Source organism: Pseudomonas helleri, assembly GCF_001043025.1.
GTDB classification, from domain to species: Bacteria; Pseudomonadota; Gammaproteobacteria; order Pseudomonadales; family Pseudomonadaceae; genus Aquipseudomonas; species Aquipseudomonas helleri.
The window spans coordinates 125972-143135 of the sequence record NZ_JYLD01000012.1; the positions used below are offsets into that span (position 1 = coordinate 125972).

15 protein-coding genes are annotated in these 17164 nt (G+C 55.7%); 1 reads left to right on the top strand and 14 read right to left on the bottom strand.

Features of this window, described 5'->3' with window-relative positions:
- Positions 1 to 4: 4 nt before the first annotated feature.
- The 10 genes from TU84_RS25705 to TU84_RS19235 form a co-directional block, all read right to left on the bottom strand.
- Complete coding sequence (locus TU84_RS25705; protein WP_082148767.1) at positions 5 to 844, bottom strand: MinD/ParA family protein; 840 nt, start codon at positions 842 to 844, stop codon at positions 5 to 7.
- Positions 845 to 1290: 446 nt separating this feature from the next.
- Positions 1291 to 1665, bottom strand: a complete 375-nt coding sequence (locus TU84_RS19195) for a hypothetical protein (protein ID WP_048371824.1) — start codon at positions 1663 to 1665, stop codon at positions 1291 to 1293.
- Positions 1662 to 2330 carry a glycoside hydrolase family 19 protein gene (locus tag TU84_RS19200; RefSeq protein ID WP_048371826.1) on the bottom strand — a complete coding sequence of 223 codons (669 nt, stop codon included), beginning with the start codon at positions 2328 to 2330 and terminating at the stop codon, positions 1662 to 1664. Before TU84_RS19200 ends, TU84_RS19195 begins: the two co-directional genes overlap by 4 nt.
- Positions 2331 to 2802: 472 nt before the next feature.
- Complete coding sequence (locus TU84_RS19205; protein ID WP_048371827.1) at positions 2803 to 6126, bottom strand: hypothetical protein; 3324 nt, start codon at positions 6124 to 6126, stop codon at positions 2803 to 2805.
- A gap of 70 nt (positions 6127 to 6196) precedes the next feature.
- On the bottom strand, positions 6197 to 6676 hold the full coding sequence (locus TU84_RS19210; RefSeq protein ID WP_048371830.1) for a hypothetical protein: 480 nt from the start codon (positions 6674 to 6676) through the stop codon (positions 6197 to 6199).
- Positions 6677 to 6685: 9 nt separating this feature from the next.
- Positions 6686 to 9682, bottom strand: coding sequence for a host specificity factor TipJ family phage tail protein (locus TU84_RS19215; RefSeq protein WP_048371832.1), 2997 nt, complete (start codon positions 9680 to 9682; stop codon positions 6686 to 6688).
- Complete coding sequence (locus TU84_RS19220; protein WP_048371834.1) at positions 9679 to 10059, bottom strand: hypothetical protein; 381 nt, start codon at positions 10057 to 10059, stop codon at positions 9679 to 9681. The genes TU84_RS19215 and TU84_RS19220 overlap by 4 nt, the downstream gene beginning before the upstream one ends.
- Positions 10056 to 10535: a DUF1833 family protein gene (locus TU84_RS19225; RefSeq protein WP_048371836.1), complete on the bottom strand. Its 480-nt coding sequence runs from the start codon at positions 10533 to 10535 to the stop codon at positions 10056 to 10058. Before TU84_RS19225 ends, TU84_RS19220 begins: the two co-directional genes overlap by 4 nt.
- Positions 10532 to 13948, bottom strand: a complete 3417-nt coding sequence (locus TU84_RS19230; RefSeq protein WP_053225268.1) for a phage tail length tape measure family protein — start codon at positions 13946 to 13948, stop codon at positions 10532 to 10534. Before TU84_RS19230 ends, TU84_RS19225 begins: the two co-directional genes overlap by 4 nt.
- 55 nt (positions 13949 to 14003) lie before the next feature.
- The gene (locus tag TU84_RS19235) at positions 14004 to 14345 is read right to left on the bottom strand and encodes a superinfection immunity protein (RefSeq protein ID WP_048371838.1); all 342 of its coding nucleotides are present in this window, start codon (positions 14343 to 14345) and stop codon (positions 14004 to 14006) included.
- A gap of 211 nt (positions 14346 to 14556) precedes the next feature.
- On the opposite strand from TU84_RS19235, the gene TU84_RS19240 reads away from it, so the two are divergent.
- Complete coding sequence (locus tag TU84_RS19240; protein WP_048371841.1) at positions 14557 to 14811, top strand: hypothetical protein; 255 nt, start codon at positions 14557 to 14559, stop codon at positions 14809 to 14811.
- On the opposite strand, the gene TU84_RS19245 is transcribed toward TU84_RS19240, so the two are convergent.
- From TU84_RS19245 to TU84_RS19260, 4 genes are all read right to left on the bottom strand, one after another.
- Positions 14797 to 15093 carry a hypothetical protein gene (locus TU84_RS19245; protein WP_157403812.1) on the bottom strand — a complete coding sequence of 99 codons (297 nt, stop codon included), beginning with the start codon at positions 15091 to 15093 and terminating at the stop codon, positions 14797 to 14799. The two genes, TU84_RS19240 and TU84_RS19245, sit on opposite strands and share 15 nt — an antisense overlap.
- Positions 15094 to 15149: 56 nt before the next feature.
- A complete protein-coding gene (locus tag TU84_RS19250) occupies positions 15150 to 15398 on the bottom strand; it encodes a hypothetical protein (protein WP_048371844.1) in 249 nt (82 codons plus the stop codon).
- Between the two features lie 71 nt (positions 15399 to 15469).
- Complete coding sequence (locus tag TU84_RS19255; RefSeq protein ID WP_048371847.1) at positions 15470 to 15883, bottom strand: hypothetical protein; 414 nt, start codon at positions 15881 to 15883, stop codon at positions 15470 to 15472.
- Between the two features lie 80 nt (positions 15884 to 15963).
- Positions 15964 to 17127 carry a phage tail tube protein gene (locus TU84_RS19260; protein ID WP_048371849.1) on the bottom strand — a complete coding sequence of 388 codons (1164 nt, stop codon included), beginning with the start codon at positions 17125 to 17127 and terminating at the stop codon, positions 15964 to 15966.
- Positions 17128 to 17164 lie beyond the last annotated feature (37 nt).

Here is a 17164-nt window from a genome sequence, read left to right on the forward strand (position 1 = left end):
AAATTCACACAGCTAATAAATTCGCTCCAGTTGAATTTTTTATTATGTTTTCGCAAAAATATTCCAGGCGGCCAGATGAGTTTTCCCGTATAGGCCACGCATCAGCTTTTAGAGCAATCATACTCAAACTCTTAGCAGATCGGGCCTTGGGGAAAACTTCTTGTACTGCGCGCCTCATTTTTACAGATTGATAAATTTGCTCATCATAAGGTATGGAGCCAGCATAAAAGACTGACACATCATGAATATGATTAATTGACCTTAATAATGATTCATAGACTCGATATCCAGACTGACAGCCTCTTACCATATTAACCAAAACTCTAAAGCGACTGACTCTATAACTGACACTTAAAAGTCTTATAAGAACCGAAGCACTGACAATCGAAGAATACTCATCACATACTACTATTAAAACCTCATTTGCAGCGCTAACAAAATCTATTGCAGTGCCATTCAGACCTGAAGCAGTATCGATTATAAGAGCATCGATATTATCAGCAAGAGAGCTAAAAGCCTGGATCAATCCTGCATGTTGAATAAGTGGCAGTTCAGACATATACTCAACGCCTGATGCTGCAGGAACAATACTAACACCGCACGGCCCGGACACTACTACTTCTTCTAAACTTTTTCTCCCCTCAAGAACGTCTTGCAGTGTATATTTCGGCTTTAAATCAAGCATGGAATCTACGCCAGCCAGCCCTAAATTCGCATCAAATAATAAAACTCGCCTTCCAAGCTTGGCTAGAGCTATTGAAAGATTTACAGCAACCGTAGTCTTACCGACCCCGCCCTTAGCGCTAGTAATTGCGATGACTTGAATTAAATGCTTGTTTGCCATTTTTTATCCATCCATGAATCGCTTACGTCGTATGCGAAATTTGAGCATATCATCAAGATCATAGATGAAAAATTTATTTTGGTTGAGATTCGTATTGCCAAATCAATAATGAGAATCTGTAGCAACAACTACCGTGTAATTATGGTCGCGCAAATATGATCCCTATTGACAAGCAGTTATTACTGCTATCAGCTGCTTCTCGTAGCCAATTCTCTGACGGCGCTCAGCCAGTAGAGACCTAAGCTTCACTTCGAGCGAGTCATCCTTTTGCAATCCTGCCGCCGCCCATGGCGGCACTGCGACCTCCTGCGACTTACATGGGACCAACACCGGAACTTCGACACGCACATTGCGTACCTCGGGATCACGAGTACCACACCCGACCAATATCATTAGAAAGCAGGCAGTGAATAATTTTTGGAATACTTTGCAGCTGCTTTTGTAGTTCACAAACCCAACTCCTGATCAATGATTGAAGCAGCAGCCTCGGCCGGATCGCCGCCGGTTCGCTCCTGCATCAATCTGTTGGCTGCGGCGTAATCTGCCCCGGCCTCTTCCTTGGCCTTGGCAATCGCCTGGGCCGCGTTCCGCTCTCGCAGTTCGCCAGCAGCAACCAGCTCGCCCAGCTTGTGGCCCTGCTCACCCGCCAGCTCTTCAAGGTTGTCGCGGGCCAGTTTGGCCTTGACTAGGTCGGCGTTAGAGGTATCCAGCAATGGCCTGTAGTGGTTGGCAGCGAGCCAAACCCCGCCAGCGGCACCCAAGCTCAACATCAGAGCAAGGGCAAGGCCTATTCCGGCGAACTTCCACGCAATGGGGGTCATGCCAACACCTTCAGCGCCCGGGCGTAGATTGCCTGGCGATCAGCCAATCCCGTCAGCCCACCGTTCACGCGCCGGGTGATTGTTTCGATATCGCCCTTGTCGGCGAGCGAGTTCAGCTCGCTGCTGAACCAGAACCATGCGGCGGCCATGCAGGCGTGTTGCGCCTTCTCCAACAGTTCAGGCTGTGTGAGCAGATCCACGCCCAGCGCTTCGCCGCACAGCCTGTAGTTGGTCTTGCCGGTGAGCTGGATCAGGCCGCGCCCGCGATACTTCCAGCCGTCGCCCGGCGCGGTGTTGCCCATGCGTCCGGAATAGACGTTGTTGGCGATCTGCTCAGGATTGCCGGCAAGTCTCAGGCCCAAGGCATTGGGCTTGTTGCGCTGCCTGTCCTTGATCAGCACTTTGAAGTAGCCGTCCTTGCCGTCCGGCTCGGCGTAGCGATTGGGCCAGGTGTTGGCCAGCCCGTCAGCGCTGTAGTTCAGGTTCTCCACCAGGCGCGTCAACTGACCGGACTCATGGCCGACCTGCGCGATGAAGGCTGAAATGCGCTTCGGGCCAACGATTTGGTACCGATTCATTGCAGTGTTTAAGACAGGAACAAAAAAGCCGGCAACCTGGCCGGCGTTCGGGAGGATCTGCAGCAGTTGCTGCACTGTGATTGGCATAGCCTTCTCCGGGAGAAAGAGCAACGTAAGGGCAATGCTCCACGCGGCCCGTAAATGATGAGTATTTAGTAGGGAGGTAAAAACTTGGTGTTATAAAATGTCAAAGTTCCAGAACCTCCACCACCAATAGCAAATTGCTATATTTCAAATTCCAATAAATAGAGCAGATGCACATCATGGGAACAGTCTCGAAGCGTGGCTGGCTGTGGGCGTATAAAAAAATTCGAAGCCTTCACTGTTCGAGATGGATATCCTTTTATAGAGCAACGCTGTACGCAATTCGTGGAGACACCGGTACTTTCCGCAGCAATTTGACGATGGGAAAAATTCATATTCGCCGTTAAGCGTCTAGCGACTAATCACCTAACTGATACTTGTTCGAGATTCGCTAGAGTCTGCAGCAGTTGCTGCGATGTGATGGGCATGGGTTTCTCCAACTACAACCCGCCGAAGCGGGTCGAACTTCCGATTTTTAAGGTTTCATCCCGCATGCGGCTACAGCCAGTCGCGAAGCCTGGCCAAGAGCCGCGATAGCAGCTTGGCCAAACACAGGGATGCCGAGGGCTCCTGGGTGTGTGTCATCAGTGGCCCACTTTGCAGCAGCGCGCTTCACCACAATGACAGCTCCAACTGCGGGAGGATTTGTTTCAAACACAAGCCGGTAGTCATCTCCAATCACCCCGACATTGCTTTTTGACATTTGTGTCACGCTACCGGGCCAGCCAGACTTGTAACCGCCTGCGATGTGGCACCCGCGATTGATTCGTTCCACGCCATCGACCTTCACAGACCAGCCCCGATAAAGGTTGGCATTGCTATCAGTTAACGGATTGGGCTTGCTGCCGCTGTTCAAGTACAACGTGTATGCGCTAGCCCCTGTACTCACAGTGCCCTGGCTTGAATCGATATACAGCTGGGCCGTCGCAGGCTGGGTGTACTGCCAAGCAAGAGTGCGAGCATAGAAGTCTTCAAACAACACGGCCTTGCGCCGCGCAATATCAGCCGCCAACTCGCGATAGCCTTCCAAACGACGATTGTAGAAGTTGGGAATACCGCCTGTACCAATGGCGATAGCGCACTCTGGCAGTGCTGCGCGCACTCCGTCGATAACCGCCTCCACGTTGGAAACCCAAGCCGGAGCGCCCTTAACCATGGCGGTGCTGCCAACCAGGTCATTCAGGCTGTTGATATGGGTTAGTTCACGCGGGTTGAGCGGTCTGGCCCAGGTCAAACGACGATTGGCCGAATCCCAACCCTTAACCACGCGGCAGGATAAGCGCCGGTTATCCCCCTTGAAGTCGCCCAAAATCACAACATCACCAGGTACCACCGAGAACGCAGCGCCTACACCATCGAATGTCACAGAGTTCTCGGTGATCGCCGTAATCAACATACGGTTGTCGTCGACGCTGTAATTGTTGGGCCCCACGTACGTGACAGCATGGAACCAGTTGGAGGTTTCATCGCCGCGCACCTGGGCATCAGTCAGGCCGGTTCGGCTGCGCCACGCCCGATCCACATGAGTCTGCCAGTCGTCGTTGGTGCAGCTCTCAAACAACAACACATCCGGCTGAAAGCGCTGAACGGCGGCAATGTTGTTGAGCCCGCTGTCATTGAGCAACAAAGCAGCCGTCCAGCCACCAATGCCGGCATTCTGCAGATGATGCATGCGGTTGGTCGCCGCATTCAAATAGAGCTGCGGGGTACCGGTTGCGCGAGGATCTAGGCCGACAATTTTTACCCGAAAAGCGCGCTTAGCTGTCGTGTTGAAACTCCAGCTAACCACGGCTCTCGGGTCGGTTTCGCGAAAGCCAAGCCCTGACGAAAGATTAGCCGGGTTAGCCGGATCAAACGCCACATTACCGTCACCATAGGGCGACTCGTTGGCACTGGTCAGTGCCTGGGCAGTCTGCCCGACAGTTCCGCGCACATAAGTGATCGACTCTCCCGCCGAAAAGGAGGCGGCAATTGCCGCGCCGCTGGCAGGCGCCACAGCAAACCACAAGAAATGACGCACCTGCGGAACACCACTTACCGTCACCAGCTTGCGAATCACCAAGACATCAACACCGGCCGGGAAGCCAGCGCCGTAGCCGCCTGTATTCATTTGCGCGTTTTTTGCTGCCCCGTCCACCGTGACGCTGTGCCCATAAGTAAAGGCTTGGCCAAGATCAAACTGGCGTGTTGTCCCGTCGCCGGTAAAGCTCGCACGCTGACCAGTCGCAAACGGTTCATCGTTCCAGGTGGTAAAGGTATCCAGCAGCGCGCCGTCCGCGTAAACCTCAACCTTGGACGCCCCAGTGTTACCGCGTTCACGGGCAATACAGAGAGACAGCTCATCACCGTACAGGTCAAAGCGGACCTCGGTGTTTACGCCCTGCAGGCGCAACGCTGCCCCTTTGTAAAACAGCTTGTTGGCAACAGTTGCGGAGGTACCAGTCAGAGCGAAGTCCGTACCATGCAAGGTGGTGGCCAGCTCGTTACGCAGGTAGCGCTCTACATCACCGACATATGAATCTTCGCCAAGCCAGCCACTACCCCAAGTGATTGAGCTGCCAGCGACGGAAACACGAATCGCCCGAGCCAAGGCTGTGGCAGGAGTCGACGATGCAACTGGAGGAATAGCCGGAAATTCTGCGCGAAGACGATCCCATTCAAAAATCTGCGGTGATAACTTGAATAGATTACCCGTCGTATTAAGGATGACCCCTGTGGTCAGGATCTGGCGATAATCAATAAGCACATCGAAGCTTGTGTCATTGTCAGCGCTCACAACCTTGACCCAAACTGGACCTGAAGCCTTGCCTTGGACTTCGCCATTGAATGACCAGCTTCGAGTTGCTGGGCTGTCTTGAATAATAAGGCGGTCTTTTGCCGCCGGATCATCCTTGCACAACACCGAAATTTTGTACTGCTTTGTTCTGTCGCCGTTCTTCGCCTGAACGGCAAGAATAGAAGCAAGCACCTGAGCCTGACTGGCATTGGTCGTAGGATCGGTCGTCAGGTCGCGCCAAGGGTTTGGAAACCTCGCCCTTACATCGCTGACACCATCATTGGCAGTGGCAGCTTCGGCTGAAGCGGCAGCCACGCCAGTGTCGATATCGGCCAGGCCGAAAATTCTGGACGACAGCTTCAGCGCCATAGAGGTGGAGCTGTTGAAGATCACGCCATTACCCGCGATCTTGCGATAATCGATGAGCGCTACAAAAGAGGTTCCTGCGGTACCGGTAAGTGTCAAACTAACAGGGCCATCGTCTTTACCAGCAGCTGCCCCTGTGAATGACCAGTTATTGCCAAGATCATCGGCAATCTGGATGCGATCTGCATAAGCAGCATCATTTTTAGCCATGATTATGATGCGATATGTCCTAGCCTTGTTCCCGCCTTTGATCCGCAATGTCGAAATTGCATCAAGGATCTGAGTTACAGAGCCGGAAGGGTCTGCATCAGCAGCAAGCCACTGCGCACGCGCACTATCCAAACCTTTACTGCTTGGGTAGCGCTTTATCTCTAAAGGGGCCCCTCTGTTGTTCAGATAGAGGATCAGGTACTCGACAGACTCAGGGCTGGGCACACTGAAATAACTGCCTTGTGCAGTACTCGCCAACCCTAAAGCCACAGACGTATAAATCTGCGCACCATTCATCTGAGTTGCCAGATCGGCCAGCACCTTGGCGTTAGTTGGGCGCATTACCCCGCCCCCCACATCGACCATCTTTGGCTCTTCCGACAGGAACAGCTCGTTGGCCTTATCAATCGTAACCGTCAGGCGTGCGAGATCATCGGCTCCGCTCATAAATACTCCAGGCACAAAAAAGCCCGCGCGGTGGCGGGCATGGGAATTAAAAAATAAGTTTCGAGTGGGGTTATTTGGCGCCGGGCCAGGACTTTGTGTACCAGCGCTGCATCATGCCTCGGAGTTGGGCATTCATGACACCAATATCCATACCTGCCAGCAGGCTGACGTACTCGGCCTCGTTGACGACCGGCATTTCAAACAGTTCGACCGTGGCCGAGTAGCGCCACATGTTGACCCCGACAAGCTCGGGGCCCTGATAGAAGTCGTCAGTGAACCTGACGCGGGTTAGCTTAAGACCCAGCGGGGTTCTGATCGGGCAGAGAAACCAGGCAGCCCAGCCAAGCTCCCACTTGCAAAAGCCCTCGAAAAGCTGCGCCTGCTCAGCGGTAAACAGCCACGACACGTTGGCCGTGGTGGGCACGCTTGAATAAAGCCGCCGCTGCACGGCGCGGCCACTCACCTTGTTTGACCGCTTTATCGGACTGACAGGCGTGAAGCCATAACCCTCCCGCAGCGGCAGGGACAAGCCCTCCGGATAGGTAAGCATGTGCAGTCCTTATGTAGGTGCGTAATTGTCGTCGTCGGCGTAGTAGTAGTCGCGATACTCGACCCCTGAGAAGCTGCAAGAGCCGTCGGGGTCGGGCGCGATTTCGGTTAGCATGGCGCTGTAGCCGACCTGCGTTGAGGCCGCGAACAGCAAGCGCGCAGGCTCAATCGAAAGGTCAGTGATCAGGTTAAAGTCCAGGGCCTTGGCCGGGATGCTCATTGTGGAATCAGACAGTCGAGTCGGCACGATCAGAGGTGTGCCTGAGCCGTCGTGACGACGAAGCAGGACGCGGGGATTTTCTATATCCCAGTCCAGCGGCTCGGTCAGTTCAAGCACCACGCTATCGCCCACCAATTCGGCATCAACAATCAATGCCGACTGACTGGTGCCCGGTATGTCATCGGCCAGCGTCACGTGGTCAAGCCGTTCAAAGCACAGCGCCTCCAGATCGGTGTTGCCTGAGTAACTCCAGCGTTGGTACAGGTGCTTGCGCAACTGGCGCATGCCGATCCGCCATGCTCGATCTCGGCTCTGCACGCCATCAAGCTCGAGTACATCAACCTTCAGGCCCAGGCTTCCCTCAAAACGGCACTGAACCGTTTCGATAGCCCAGGTTTGCGGACTCATGTACTTGACGTCCACGCCGTCAAAGTCGTCCGAACTGATCGCCTTGAACGTGGAAACCAGTTCAGTCGTCATTTCGTGGTTGGTGATCGGGCCGCGCGAAGGTTGCACGCCCTCGCGGGTACAACCGATAAGCCCGTCAGCCAACCGCAAGTGGCTCATGCCTGCGGCGAAGATGGTTTGCAGCGCCTCGCGCACCGTCACCTGATCGGTAAAGGCAAAGTCGAACGTCTCGCCTCGGGGCGTCCAGAACTGAGCCTCCAACTCATTGAGTGTGGCTACGTCGATTTCACTGCGATCAATGCCGCGACTATCAAGAACATGAAGCGCGGCGCCGCTGATTGTGCGCCCTGCCTTGCCCTCGTAAAGCCGCTCAGAGACCATGCTGACACGACGATCTGACTGAGCCCCAAGACGGTCGCCCGTCCTGATATCCGCTGTGAAGATGGTCACGCCCTCGTATGAGGTGGGTGCATCCAGCTTTGAGCGAAGACCAAACCAGTAAACCGTGTCCCGTGTGTTCCCACCCTCTTGCGGCGCATCCCGGCGCACGCGGATCTGAGGGCGCATCCGATACGGAAGCTTCAACGTGAACGTGAACCCCAGGGCATCCTCGGTGCTTTCGGTGATGGTGTGCACGACGTTGCTCCAGGCGCCACCCACCGCAGCATCCCGCCAGTTGACATGGACTATGACCGTACCCGCTCGGCGGTGACCGTTGCTTTTGTACCAGGCCAGCCCGGCAGGGAGGTAAAAGTCATACTCAAGGGTGTCTGTCAGTTCTTGCTCTGGAGTGCCCATAAACGAGCCAAGCCAGTTGAGCGAGCCAACAAAGTCAGAGCCCAGCGCAAAGTCCAGCAGCGTGCGAGCGGCAAATCCTGACCACCCCGAGTCGACATTGCCCGCATCGTTTAGGCGCTGAACCGTCATGGTCAATGCATCCAGGCTGGCAATCCGGTACCGCTGACCGCGATATCCGATCGACATGCGTTGCGCCCCGTCATTCAGCCCGGCAAAGGGGGCGCCGCTGTCGTAACGCAGCGTAATGAAGGCCTCGCGCTCCGCAACACCACCCGCCGAGGCGGTACCGACGGTATAAACCGGCCCCACGCCAAACAACGCAACCGGTGCGTTGGACTGCGATATAGACCCGCCTTTGTAGGGGCTGTACGGCTCAGCAATCAGGAGTCGCCCCGAATTGTCCTGCGCGGTCAGGCCAATACCTGAAAGCTGGGCGTTAATTGCCGACACCACGCCGCTCATGTTCACGAAGTCTGAAGCCAGCGATATGGTTCGGCTGTCGCCCCGGTAGGTTATCGTCCAGACCGCAGAGGTATCACTGAAATCGTAAGTGGTTGGCGAAGAGGAAGCCTGAACCGATGACGGGTTGCCGCCGGTGCCAGGAACAGGCGGAACGTATGGCGAGTAGCTGGCCACCACCAGGTCATAATCCGTATCAACCGACAGCGTGACCTTCATCCCCACGAAAGGGGCCAGATCACCCAACGGGCCAGCAATCTGGGTGTACGACCCCGCGTTGCTGACCTTGAAGGTGTTGGGTGCTTTCAGCGTGACGGTGGTGCCCACGGCCCAGTTATCTGGAAACTCAGGGTTGGCACCGGCCAGGCTGACACTCAGCCCGGCCAGAACCAGCGCATCAGCCACCACGGACGAACCGCCCGAAGCTGTCGATGCCGTGTCCAGGCCAGCCGTACCGGCACTGGTACCGCCCACCTCGCCTACGATGTACCAGTTTTCGGCCCGGCGATCACCCGCCAGGCTCGCGCCGGGCTTGTAAAACTTGTGCGACACATCAGAGCCGAAGGCTGCAACCGGCGTGTCGCCGATCTTGATACTGCTGGCCAGTGTCGACAGCTCCCCGGCACCAAGGCACAAGCACAGGCTGGTGTGCATTTCGCGCTTATTGACGAACCGTGACACCGGCTGCACTACGCAGTCCGGGTAAATTTTGCTGCGACCAAGGATTTCAGGGACCGGCTCATTCACCTTTGCCCGGTTAACCTTCGCCGGGTTGGTGTCGAGTGATTTCCCCTGCCCCGGCTGCGTCATGCCGGGTGTGGTCATGCTCATCATCATGACCAGCGATACGGCTGCAAGCGCTACCGCCACCCACGCAACAATCGCCACGGCGCCGCGCACTTGCGGGTAGATCCGCAGGTCCGTGTCCGGCAGCACAACAAACGTTGCCCAGCGCTCTACCGGCAACACCACGCCATCAACTTCAATGAAAATCGGGTGCTCGCGATCCAATTCGAAGTCAGGCGCCTGGCCTTTCAGCCAGTCCACCAGCAGGATCGGCTCAGCAATAGCGTGACTCTCCAGCGGCGCGCCCTCCAGGCGGCTTGGGTAGATGCGAATCATCGGTAGTACTCCACGCTGAAAAACCGGCGCTCAAAGCGGCGCAGAGGGGTGAAACTGACGTTGCGGCCCTTGTTGATCTCCAGCACCTCAAGCAAGCCGCTGATCCTGACCACGATCCCGATGTGATCCTGCACGCTCCCGCGATAGGCCACGGCAGCAACACCGTGGTCTGGCTCGCAGAGCGTCAACTGGGTCTGGATCATTTCCTTGCAGGCTCGCACCAGGCCGCCATCCGCCTTGCGCATTTCCGACCACTCAGGCCAATCCGGCAGGCCCAAGTCCCGACGCACCTCCAACACCAGGCCGTAACAGTCAACGTGCGGCCACAGTCGGCCGCCCTCGACGTATTGGCCGAGGGTGTATTTTTCGAGGTTCATAGGTAGCGAATGCCCGGGAATTTGACGAGGTTGTAGGTGTTGCGCAGGAAGTTGGTGTCCAGCAGGTTGAAGTAGCCAGCGGTGACGGACACCTGACTTGCTGTGCACTGCCCGCCTTTGATCTTGAAGCGGCTCGGCGCAGTGGCCGGCGCTCCCAAATCGTTTGAGGTGAAAGTGAACAACTCCAGGTGCATTTCGCGACCGTCCTTGATCGCGGCGCGGATGAAGCCCGACGCCTGGCCGTCGACGTTGCTCAGGGCAAAGTTCAGATCCTGAGTCCCGTCGTCGTTGCGCGCCGGGATAGCCAGCTCCATGCCGCACGGCGTGCACGTCACAACCGAACCATTCCCCAGCCCCACCACCAGCTCATCCCAGCCGTTGGTGAGGTAATACGTGGTGATGCCGTCCGTGACCTTTAGCACCGGGTGAATGATTTCAGGCCCGGAGCTTGCGTAGAGCCTTTTTAAAATACTCATCGAGGCACCCTCCGCAGCCCGTAGCCATTTGTCAGCGCTCGCGTGATATCGCCATTGCCGCTGGCAAGGTCACCGGCAATCTCGCGCTTGGCTCGGTTAATGAAGACCTTCCAGTCATTACCGTCCCGTTGAGTTTCAAATGGGACGCCGCCGTAGTTGTGGACAGTGAGATTTCCCCCGCTTGGTTTTTCGGCGCCCGCCTCTTGCCCGCCCGAGCCTGAGCCCGAACCTGTTGCACCAGGGCGAATCGGAGAAACGTTGCCCTTGCGCAGCGCCTCGACCGTGGCCACGCCGCCGTGACGGCGGATATCGGCCTGGCTCCAGACGACTTCGCCTTTGTGCACATCGCCCGCATATTCGTTAACCCCGCCAGCCCCGGTGTAGCCGCCACCAGAGAATCCAACACCCGAGATAGCCGCAACGTTTGCCGCCGCCGCAATGCCTGCCGATATGGCCAAGGCCACGCCCAACGGATAAGGCTGAACTGCAAGGGCGTTTTGCACAGCCACGTAGCCCTGAATCGTCGCCTGGGCAATTGCTGCCGCCTTGCCGATCGCAGCAAGCTTGCTATTACCGGAAGCGCTCAGCGCAGCCATGTTTCCGAAGAAGTCCTGGCTGTAGGAGAGCACCGCGTTGTTTTTGGCCTGCTCAATCTTTGTTTGATTGTCTTGGGCCTGCTGATTGATGTTCGCGACTCGGGAGGCATAGGTTTCCTCGTTGATAGCCTTGAGGTCCAGGTAGGCTTTTTGCTTTTCGAGTTCCATTTCTCGCCAAGCATCGAGTTTTGTCGACTCATCAGTCAGACGCTGAATCTCGCTGTAAGCCCCGCCAACAGATGCATCAAGGCCGGTTACCGTCGGGGCTTTTGAAACGCCTTCAACGGTTCCCGGCTTTTGAGCTGCTTTCAGGTTGATATCGCGAATCTTGATCAGGGTTTCAAGCCGCTTTGCAGCCTCAACGTTGCCTTGGCGCTCGTACTCGGCAAGCTGGGCCGCATCATCCAGGGATGATTTGAGCTGGTTTGCCTTTTGGAGTTGCCCGGTGAGGATCAGCAGTTGGACCTGATCTTTCTGAGCCTGGAGCGTGTCCTTGCTGAGTTGCGCCTCTTTCTCAAGAGCGGCGTTTTTCTTCAATTGAGCGGTGATCAGGTCTTGGCTGGCCAACAGCGATTTTTGATCAGCGGTGAGCGTCTTCTTGCCTTTGATGTCTGCAAGTTGCTGCTCCCACTTGATCAAAGCCTGAGCCTGGACACCCACACGTTCCGTGGCAATGCCTTGGGCGTTGATGGATGCATTCTGCTGGATCAGCACGGCCTGGGTCTGCCGGGCAGCATCCAGCATTTTCAGGCCTGCATCCTCGCGGTAGGCTTTGGGCTTGGCCTTGCTCTTGTCGTACTTCGCCTGAACATTGGCGACTTCTTTGTCGATCTCGGCCTGGGATTTCCCTGCCTCCAAACCGAGTTTTTTCGCCTCTTTGATGTCGTTTTCAAGCTTTGCCTGGTCGAACAAGTTCCTCTTGTGCAAAGCATCCCACTTGCTCAGAGCCTCAATCCGGGCCTGCTCTGCTTGATCTGCCGCAGCCTCTTCAGCCGCTCTTTGCTTGGTCACTCCAAGACGCTGCTTGATTAGCGCAAGTTTTTTCTCAAGGGCTTCGGTCGAATCACCATCAGGAAGGCCAAGCGCTGAGTCAAACGCAGTGCTTGCCTTGCCTAAGCCGGTAGATATAGTTCCGAGAATACCGCCCTCTTTGCGCGTTTTAAGCACCCGTTCAATAAGCTCAGCCTCTTTTTCAAGGTCAGGGAACAGCTCAGACTTGACCCTGCTGTAAGCATTGCTGATTGCCGTTGCAATGTTGTTCCAGCCACGCTCAACAGATGAAAGCGACTCTCGATATTTCTCAAGGCGATGCTGAGCATTCTCGTTGAGCGCTGAGCTCAGAACGTCCAGCGCCTCTTGCTTACGACCTTGCTCATCAAGCGCGGCAATAACCTCGTACTGGGCGCTCGTGAGAAGCCCGTACTTGGAGCTTATCTTTTCAGCTGCTTTCGTCGCGCTGTCGCCCACGCTAGCGAGTTCAGTTGCAACTTCGGCAGCTCCCTTCCCGGAGTACTCGGAAATTGCGGCAGCTGCCTGGGCCAGATCAATGAACTGCGCCCGACTGAGCCTGCTGCTGCCAGCAAGAGCTATAACGGCATCATTTGCAGCTGAAATACTCCCGCTTAAGCCTGCGGCAGATTTTGCAATAGCGGCAAGGCTAGAAGCCGTCTGGCCTGAGTTTGCAGAGCCAGAAAAAAGCGCCTTGTTGAAGGCGCTCACCTGTCTTTCGGCATCGTAGAAGATGAAGCCCAGGCTTGCGGCTGCAGCCCCTGCCACTGTGATCGGATTGATGATTGATCCAACAAAACCGCCAAGCGACTTAACCGCATTTCCTGCCCCTCCAGCGCTAACGCTAATTTGCTGAAAGTTGCGCGCTGCGCCTTGCCAATCGCCCGATTTCAGGGCGTTTAGAAGCTGAGCCGCATCTCGCTGAGAACCTTTTGTTGTCAGGCTAAGCCCTTTAAGGTCGTCGTCCATACCGCCGATAGTTTTGCGTGTGGCAGTAATCTTTGCCTGATATTCGGCGTAGGTATCAGCATCGAGAAACCGTTTGTTCTTTGCCAGCTCCTTCTCAAGCTCATCAATTTCAGCCAGCTTTCGATAAACAGGATCGATCTTGCCAAGCAACTTCTCGAGCGCCTGAGCCTGCTCATCAGTTGCTACAGCAGCCTTCTTTGTCCCGTCTGCCAGGGTGTTGTTGGTCTTAACGTTTGCATTAGACTCCGCTCGCATTCGGCGGGCAAGATCAGCCAGCCTTTCAGCCTTGTCGGCTGCGTAATCAAAATTGCTTGCGGCCTTTTCGGTGCTGTTAGAAAGCGACTTAACGTAGTCGCTCGCCTCAAGCGATCTTTTGGCCATCGCCAGCAAGCGCTCTTCTGCCTGCGCAGCCGTCTCGCCAACTTTTTCGATTGAGGCCGCAGCCGCATCATTGCTTGGCTTTAGCTTCCCGGCAGAGCTGGCCACATCAAGAAATGACGTAGAAGCCTTCGACAGCGAGAGTCCAAGCGACTCAATCAGTTTGGCGGCGGCGTCCTGCTTGGTGTTCAGCGACTGAAGCTCTTTGACTACTTGCTGAATGCCCTTCCCTATTCCGTCGGTAGCCGCAGACCACGCCTTGCCGGCGCCATCGGCAGACTTTCCCGCATCAGAGCCTGATTTGCTCAGGCCATCCAGGCCGGTAGATGCCTTGTCCATGGCTGGCTTGATGCGCAGCCCGGCAGACTCTAGGGCGTCCAGCGCTTTTTGAACGTCGACTGCCTTCTGTTCAGCATCACGGCTGTCAATTTCGAGCACCAAGCGGGATTTTTGCTCAGCCATGCTTTTCTCCGGGCATAAAAAAACCCGCCGGAGCGGGTGGTTATTGTTTTAAAAATCAGCTGCGAAACAGCCTTTCCTTCTCGGCCTGATACTCTTCTTCCGTTATGTGTCCGCGCTCTTTCATGGACGCCAACTTTTCGAGAGCTTCATACCTGTTTATTTCAGGCGCGCCGGCCTTGCTGGATTGGACCGGAGCAGCCTTATTAACGGCTGACGCTGACCACACCAGGGCAGCAACCCAGCCGATGAGGGTCCACCCCAGAAACAAGTCGAGAAGCAAGATTGAATTTGCGTTCGGGTGCTTTCTGTTTCTCGCATTGATAGCTGGCAAGAAATAAATAACTACCCCAATGAAAAGCAGCATCAACGCACCAGCGGCGCCTGAATCATTCGACATAGACTGATCTCCCTGATAAATGTGGGCAATCTACCATCATCGCAAGGAAGCGCCAAAGCCCACCGCCCACGCGCTGCTGTCCAGACATCCAGCTTGGATGTAATACCAGTAGCTGCTCGGCGTGAGAGCGTAGTAGCGTTCTGCCTCCAACGAACCCCTGGTCCGCTGGATACATGCCCACGGACTGGGGGATTAATGAATGGGAGGTCAAATGGCAGAAGAGATAACGCAAGAGAAGCTTGATGCGGCATTGATAGCTGTTTCCAGGTACGCCAAAAAAGAGATTGGCATAGACAAACTCTTTGATGCGATGAGCCCTGAGATTGGCGAGCATCTATTAAGGTTGGGGCTGGCCAATTTCAAGCTTTCACGAAAAATGTCGGGCCGTTATCAATTTCGATTTACCCCGCCTTCTCCAATAACCCTGGCAGGTGCTCAGCGCCTTGAAACCTTAGGCTTCAATTAGTTCGGCTGGCCCTTCCCCAAGGGCCGCTTTGAGCCGTTTCTCGTAATCATCTTGCATTTCTTCATAGTCAATCCAGAAGCCAGTAATTGCAGCATGCAGCTCTCCGGCAGCCCCCTCTTCGTCAGATAAATGCCAGCCGCCCTCCCGCAGCATTTTGGCCTTATCCAAAACACTCTTTTCCAGCACCAGAAGGCGGGCGTTCTCGGCCTCCAGCTCGGTAATGCGGGCTTCCAGCTGGGTTTGTTTTTCGAGAGACATATTTCGAACAGTTACGCTGATCATTTGCACTCCCAGGGCTGGGCCAGATCGTCTTTTCAGTCTGGACCAGCCATCAAAACTTAATCATCACCACCTTCTTCGTCTTCCAGGCAGATACCATCCAAGACAAACATAACCTCGTCGATTTCTCGGCGACTAAGAGGCGACGGGTGGGCATCAAGCCAGTCTGAAATCTCGCGAGCCGAAAGCGGCAACGGAAAAACACCGGTCATCGACGTTATGAAACGACGCCCCCGGCAGGCGCCATAAAACGTAGTCAGCAGGTGCTTGGTGATGGGGTCTAGCGGGGGCTCTTCAGGAAGCGGCATACCCAGCCGTTCGTAGATAGCTTTTCGCTTATCTGACTGCCCGCCCCACTCTTTATCCCACCGAAACCGGGCTACTGCTTTTCGGTTGTTTCAGCGATTTCTTCGTTGGCTACTTCGCTGGACTTGCTGCCCTCACCAATCACGAACAGAAAGAAATCGATATTGCTGTCCAGCAGCTCGGCGCAAGCGCCAACATCAAATTTCAGGGGATTCCCCTTATCGTCCTGCACGCCATCCCAGTCCCTGACGATAAATTGCGCCAAAAGGGCGCAGTGGTTTTGATGCTCGGTTTTTTCACCAGGTAGCACGCCAACCTCACCCTGCTCAAAGATCGCATCGTTGCGCTGAGTGCGCCGACGCACACGCTCAAGGGCAACTTGGTACTCAGGGTTGCCTAATCCTTCAAGCTGGATTTTGGTGTCTTTATCGAATTCCACCCAGCGCAGACCGGGTGTTAGAGCCTTCTTCGTCAACTGGAGAGCCATGCGAAATCCTCAACGCCACGCCAATAAAAAAGACCCCTCCGGCGGGCGTTATCACCGGAGAGGCCAAAGGGTTGAACTGTTTAAGCCGTGACGGTGATGGTTGCCGTCGCGGTCTTGGTTGGATCGGAGACGCTTTTCGCGGTGATGACGGCGGTACCGGCAGATACGCCCGTTACCAGCCCGCCAGCGCTCACAGTTGCGACAGCGGGCGTTGCGCTGGACCAGGTGACGTTTTGGCCCGCCGTTACGGGCAAGGCCGAAGCGGTCATTTGGCGGGTTGCAGCTACCGCGATAGAGGCAGTCGTAGGCGCCACGGACACACTGGCAACCGGCACAAACGGAACACGCGTGATGGTCGGGCTGACCTTGGCTACGGTGTAGTTGAGCGTTACCTCAACCAGGTCGCGCTTGCCGCCGCTTGGGAGCTCACCGTCGACCTCTACAGCCGGAAAGTCAAAGATGTACTTGTTGCCCAGGCTGTCAGTGATTGGGAACTGAACACCGATCGGGTGGCGCGTGAACGTGTTCTTCCAGATTTCCCATGCACGCTTGGACCAGGCCAGCACGATGGTGCCGGTGATTGCGGCCTCGGTTGCGATCTGCGCGCCTGGACCCAAGCGGCTGGAGCCAATGCAGCGCTGGGCCTGCAGGCTGTTGTCCAGGCTGACCGTCATGGCTGACACACAAGCCACACCCTCCAACGACTTGCCGTCCACCAGAATGGTGCCGACGTTCTTGTTGCTCAGGAACGGTGTGGTGGTCGGCCCATCCGGTGCGGTAACGATTGGGGTGTCGCTATCGTCGTAGTCCAGGCAGGCCATGCCGAAGGTGGTGGTGATCTTGCCGTCAGATGGAATGTCGAGGGCAAAGGTGCTGACGTGGGCGCCTTTGAACAGGCTGTAAACGCCTACGTCCGTGTAGCCCTTGGCGATGCTGAAGGTGTGGCGAACATCGCCAATCGCCAGCACGTTGTTGGTCCAGTTACCGTAAAAAGCCGCTTCCAGCAGCTGGTCGAACGAACTAAACGACAGCTCGGCCGTCAGGTCGCCGTTAATGTCGGTACTGGTGGCCACCGAACCCTGGCTGAGGCGAGAGTCAGTGATCTCGTCACTCGCCGCCGTGTTCACGGTCGGAGTCAGCGCGTTGCCTGTCAGGCGCAGCGTGCTCCACTTGCCGGTTGTTGGGGTGATGCCTGGGGTCACTTCGGGAATGATGTGACTGACGATTTTTGCGCCGGAGCTCATTCTTTCCACCTTTGTGTAGGTAATAAAAAACCCGCAC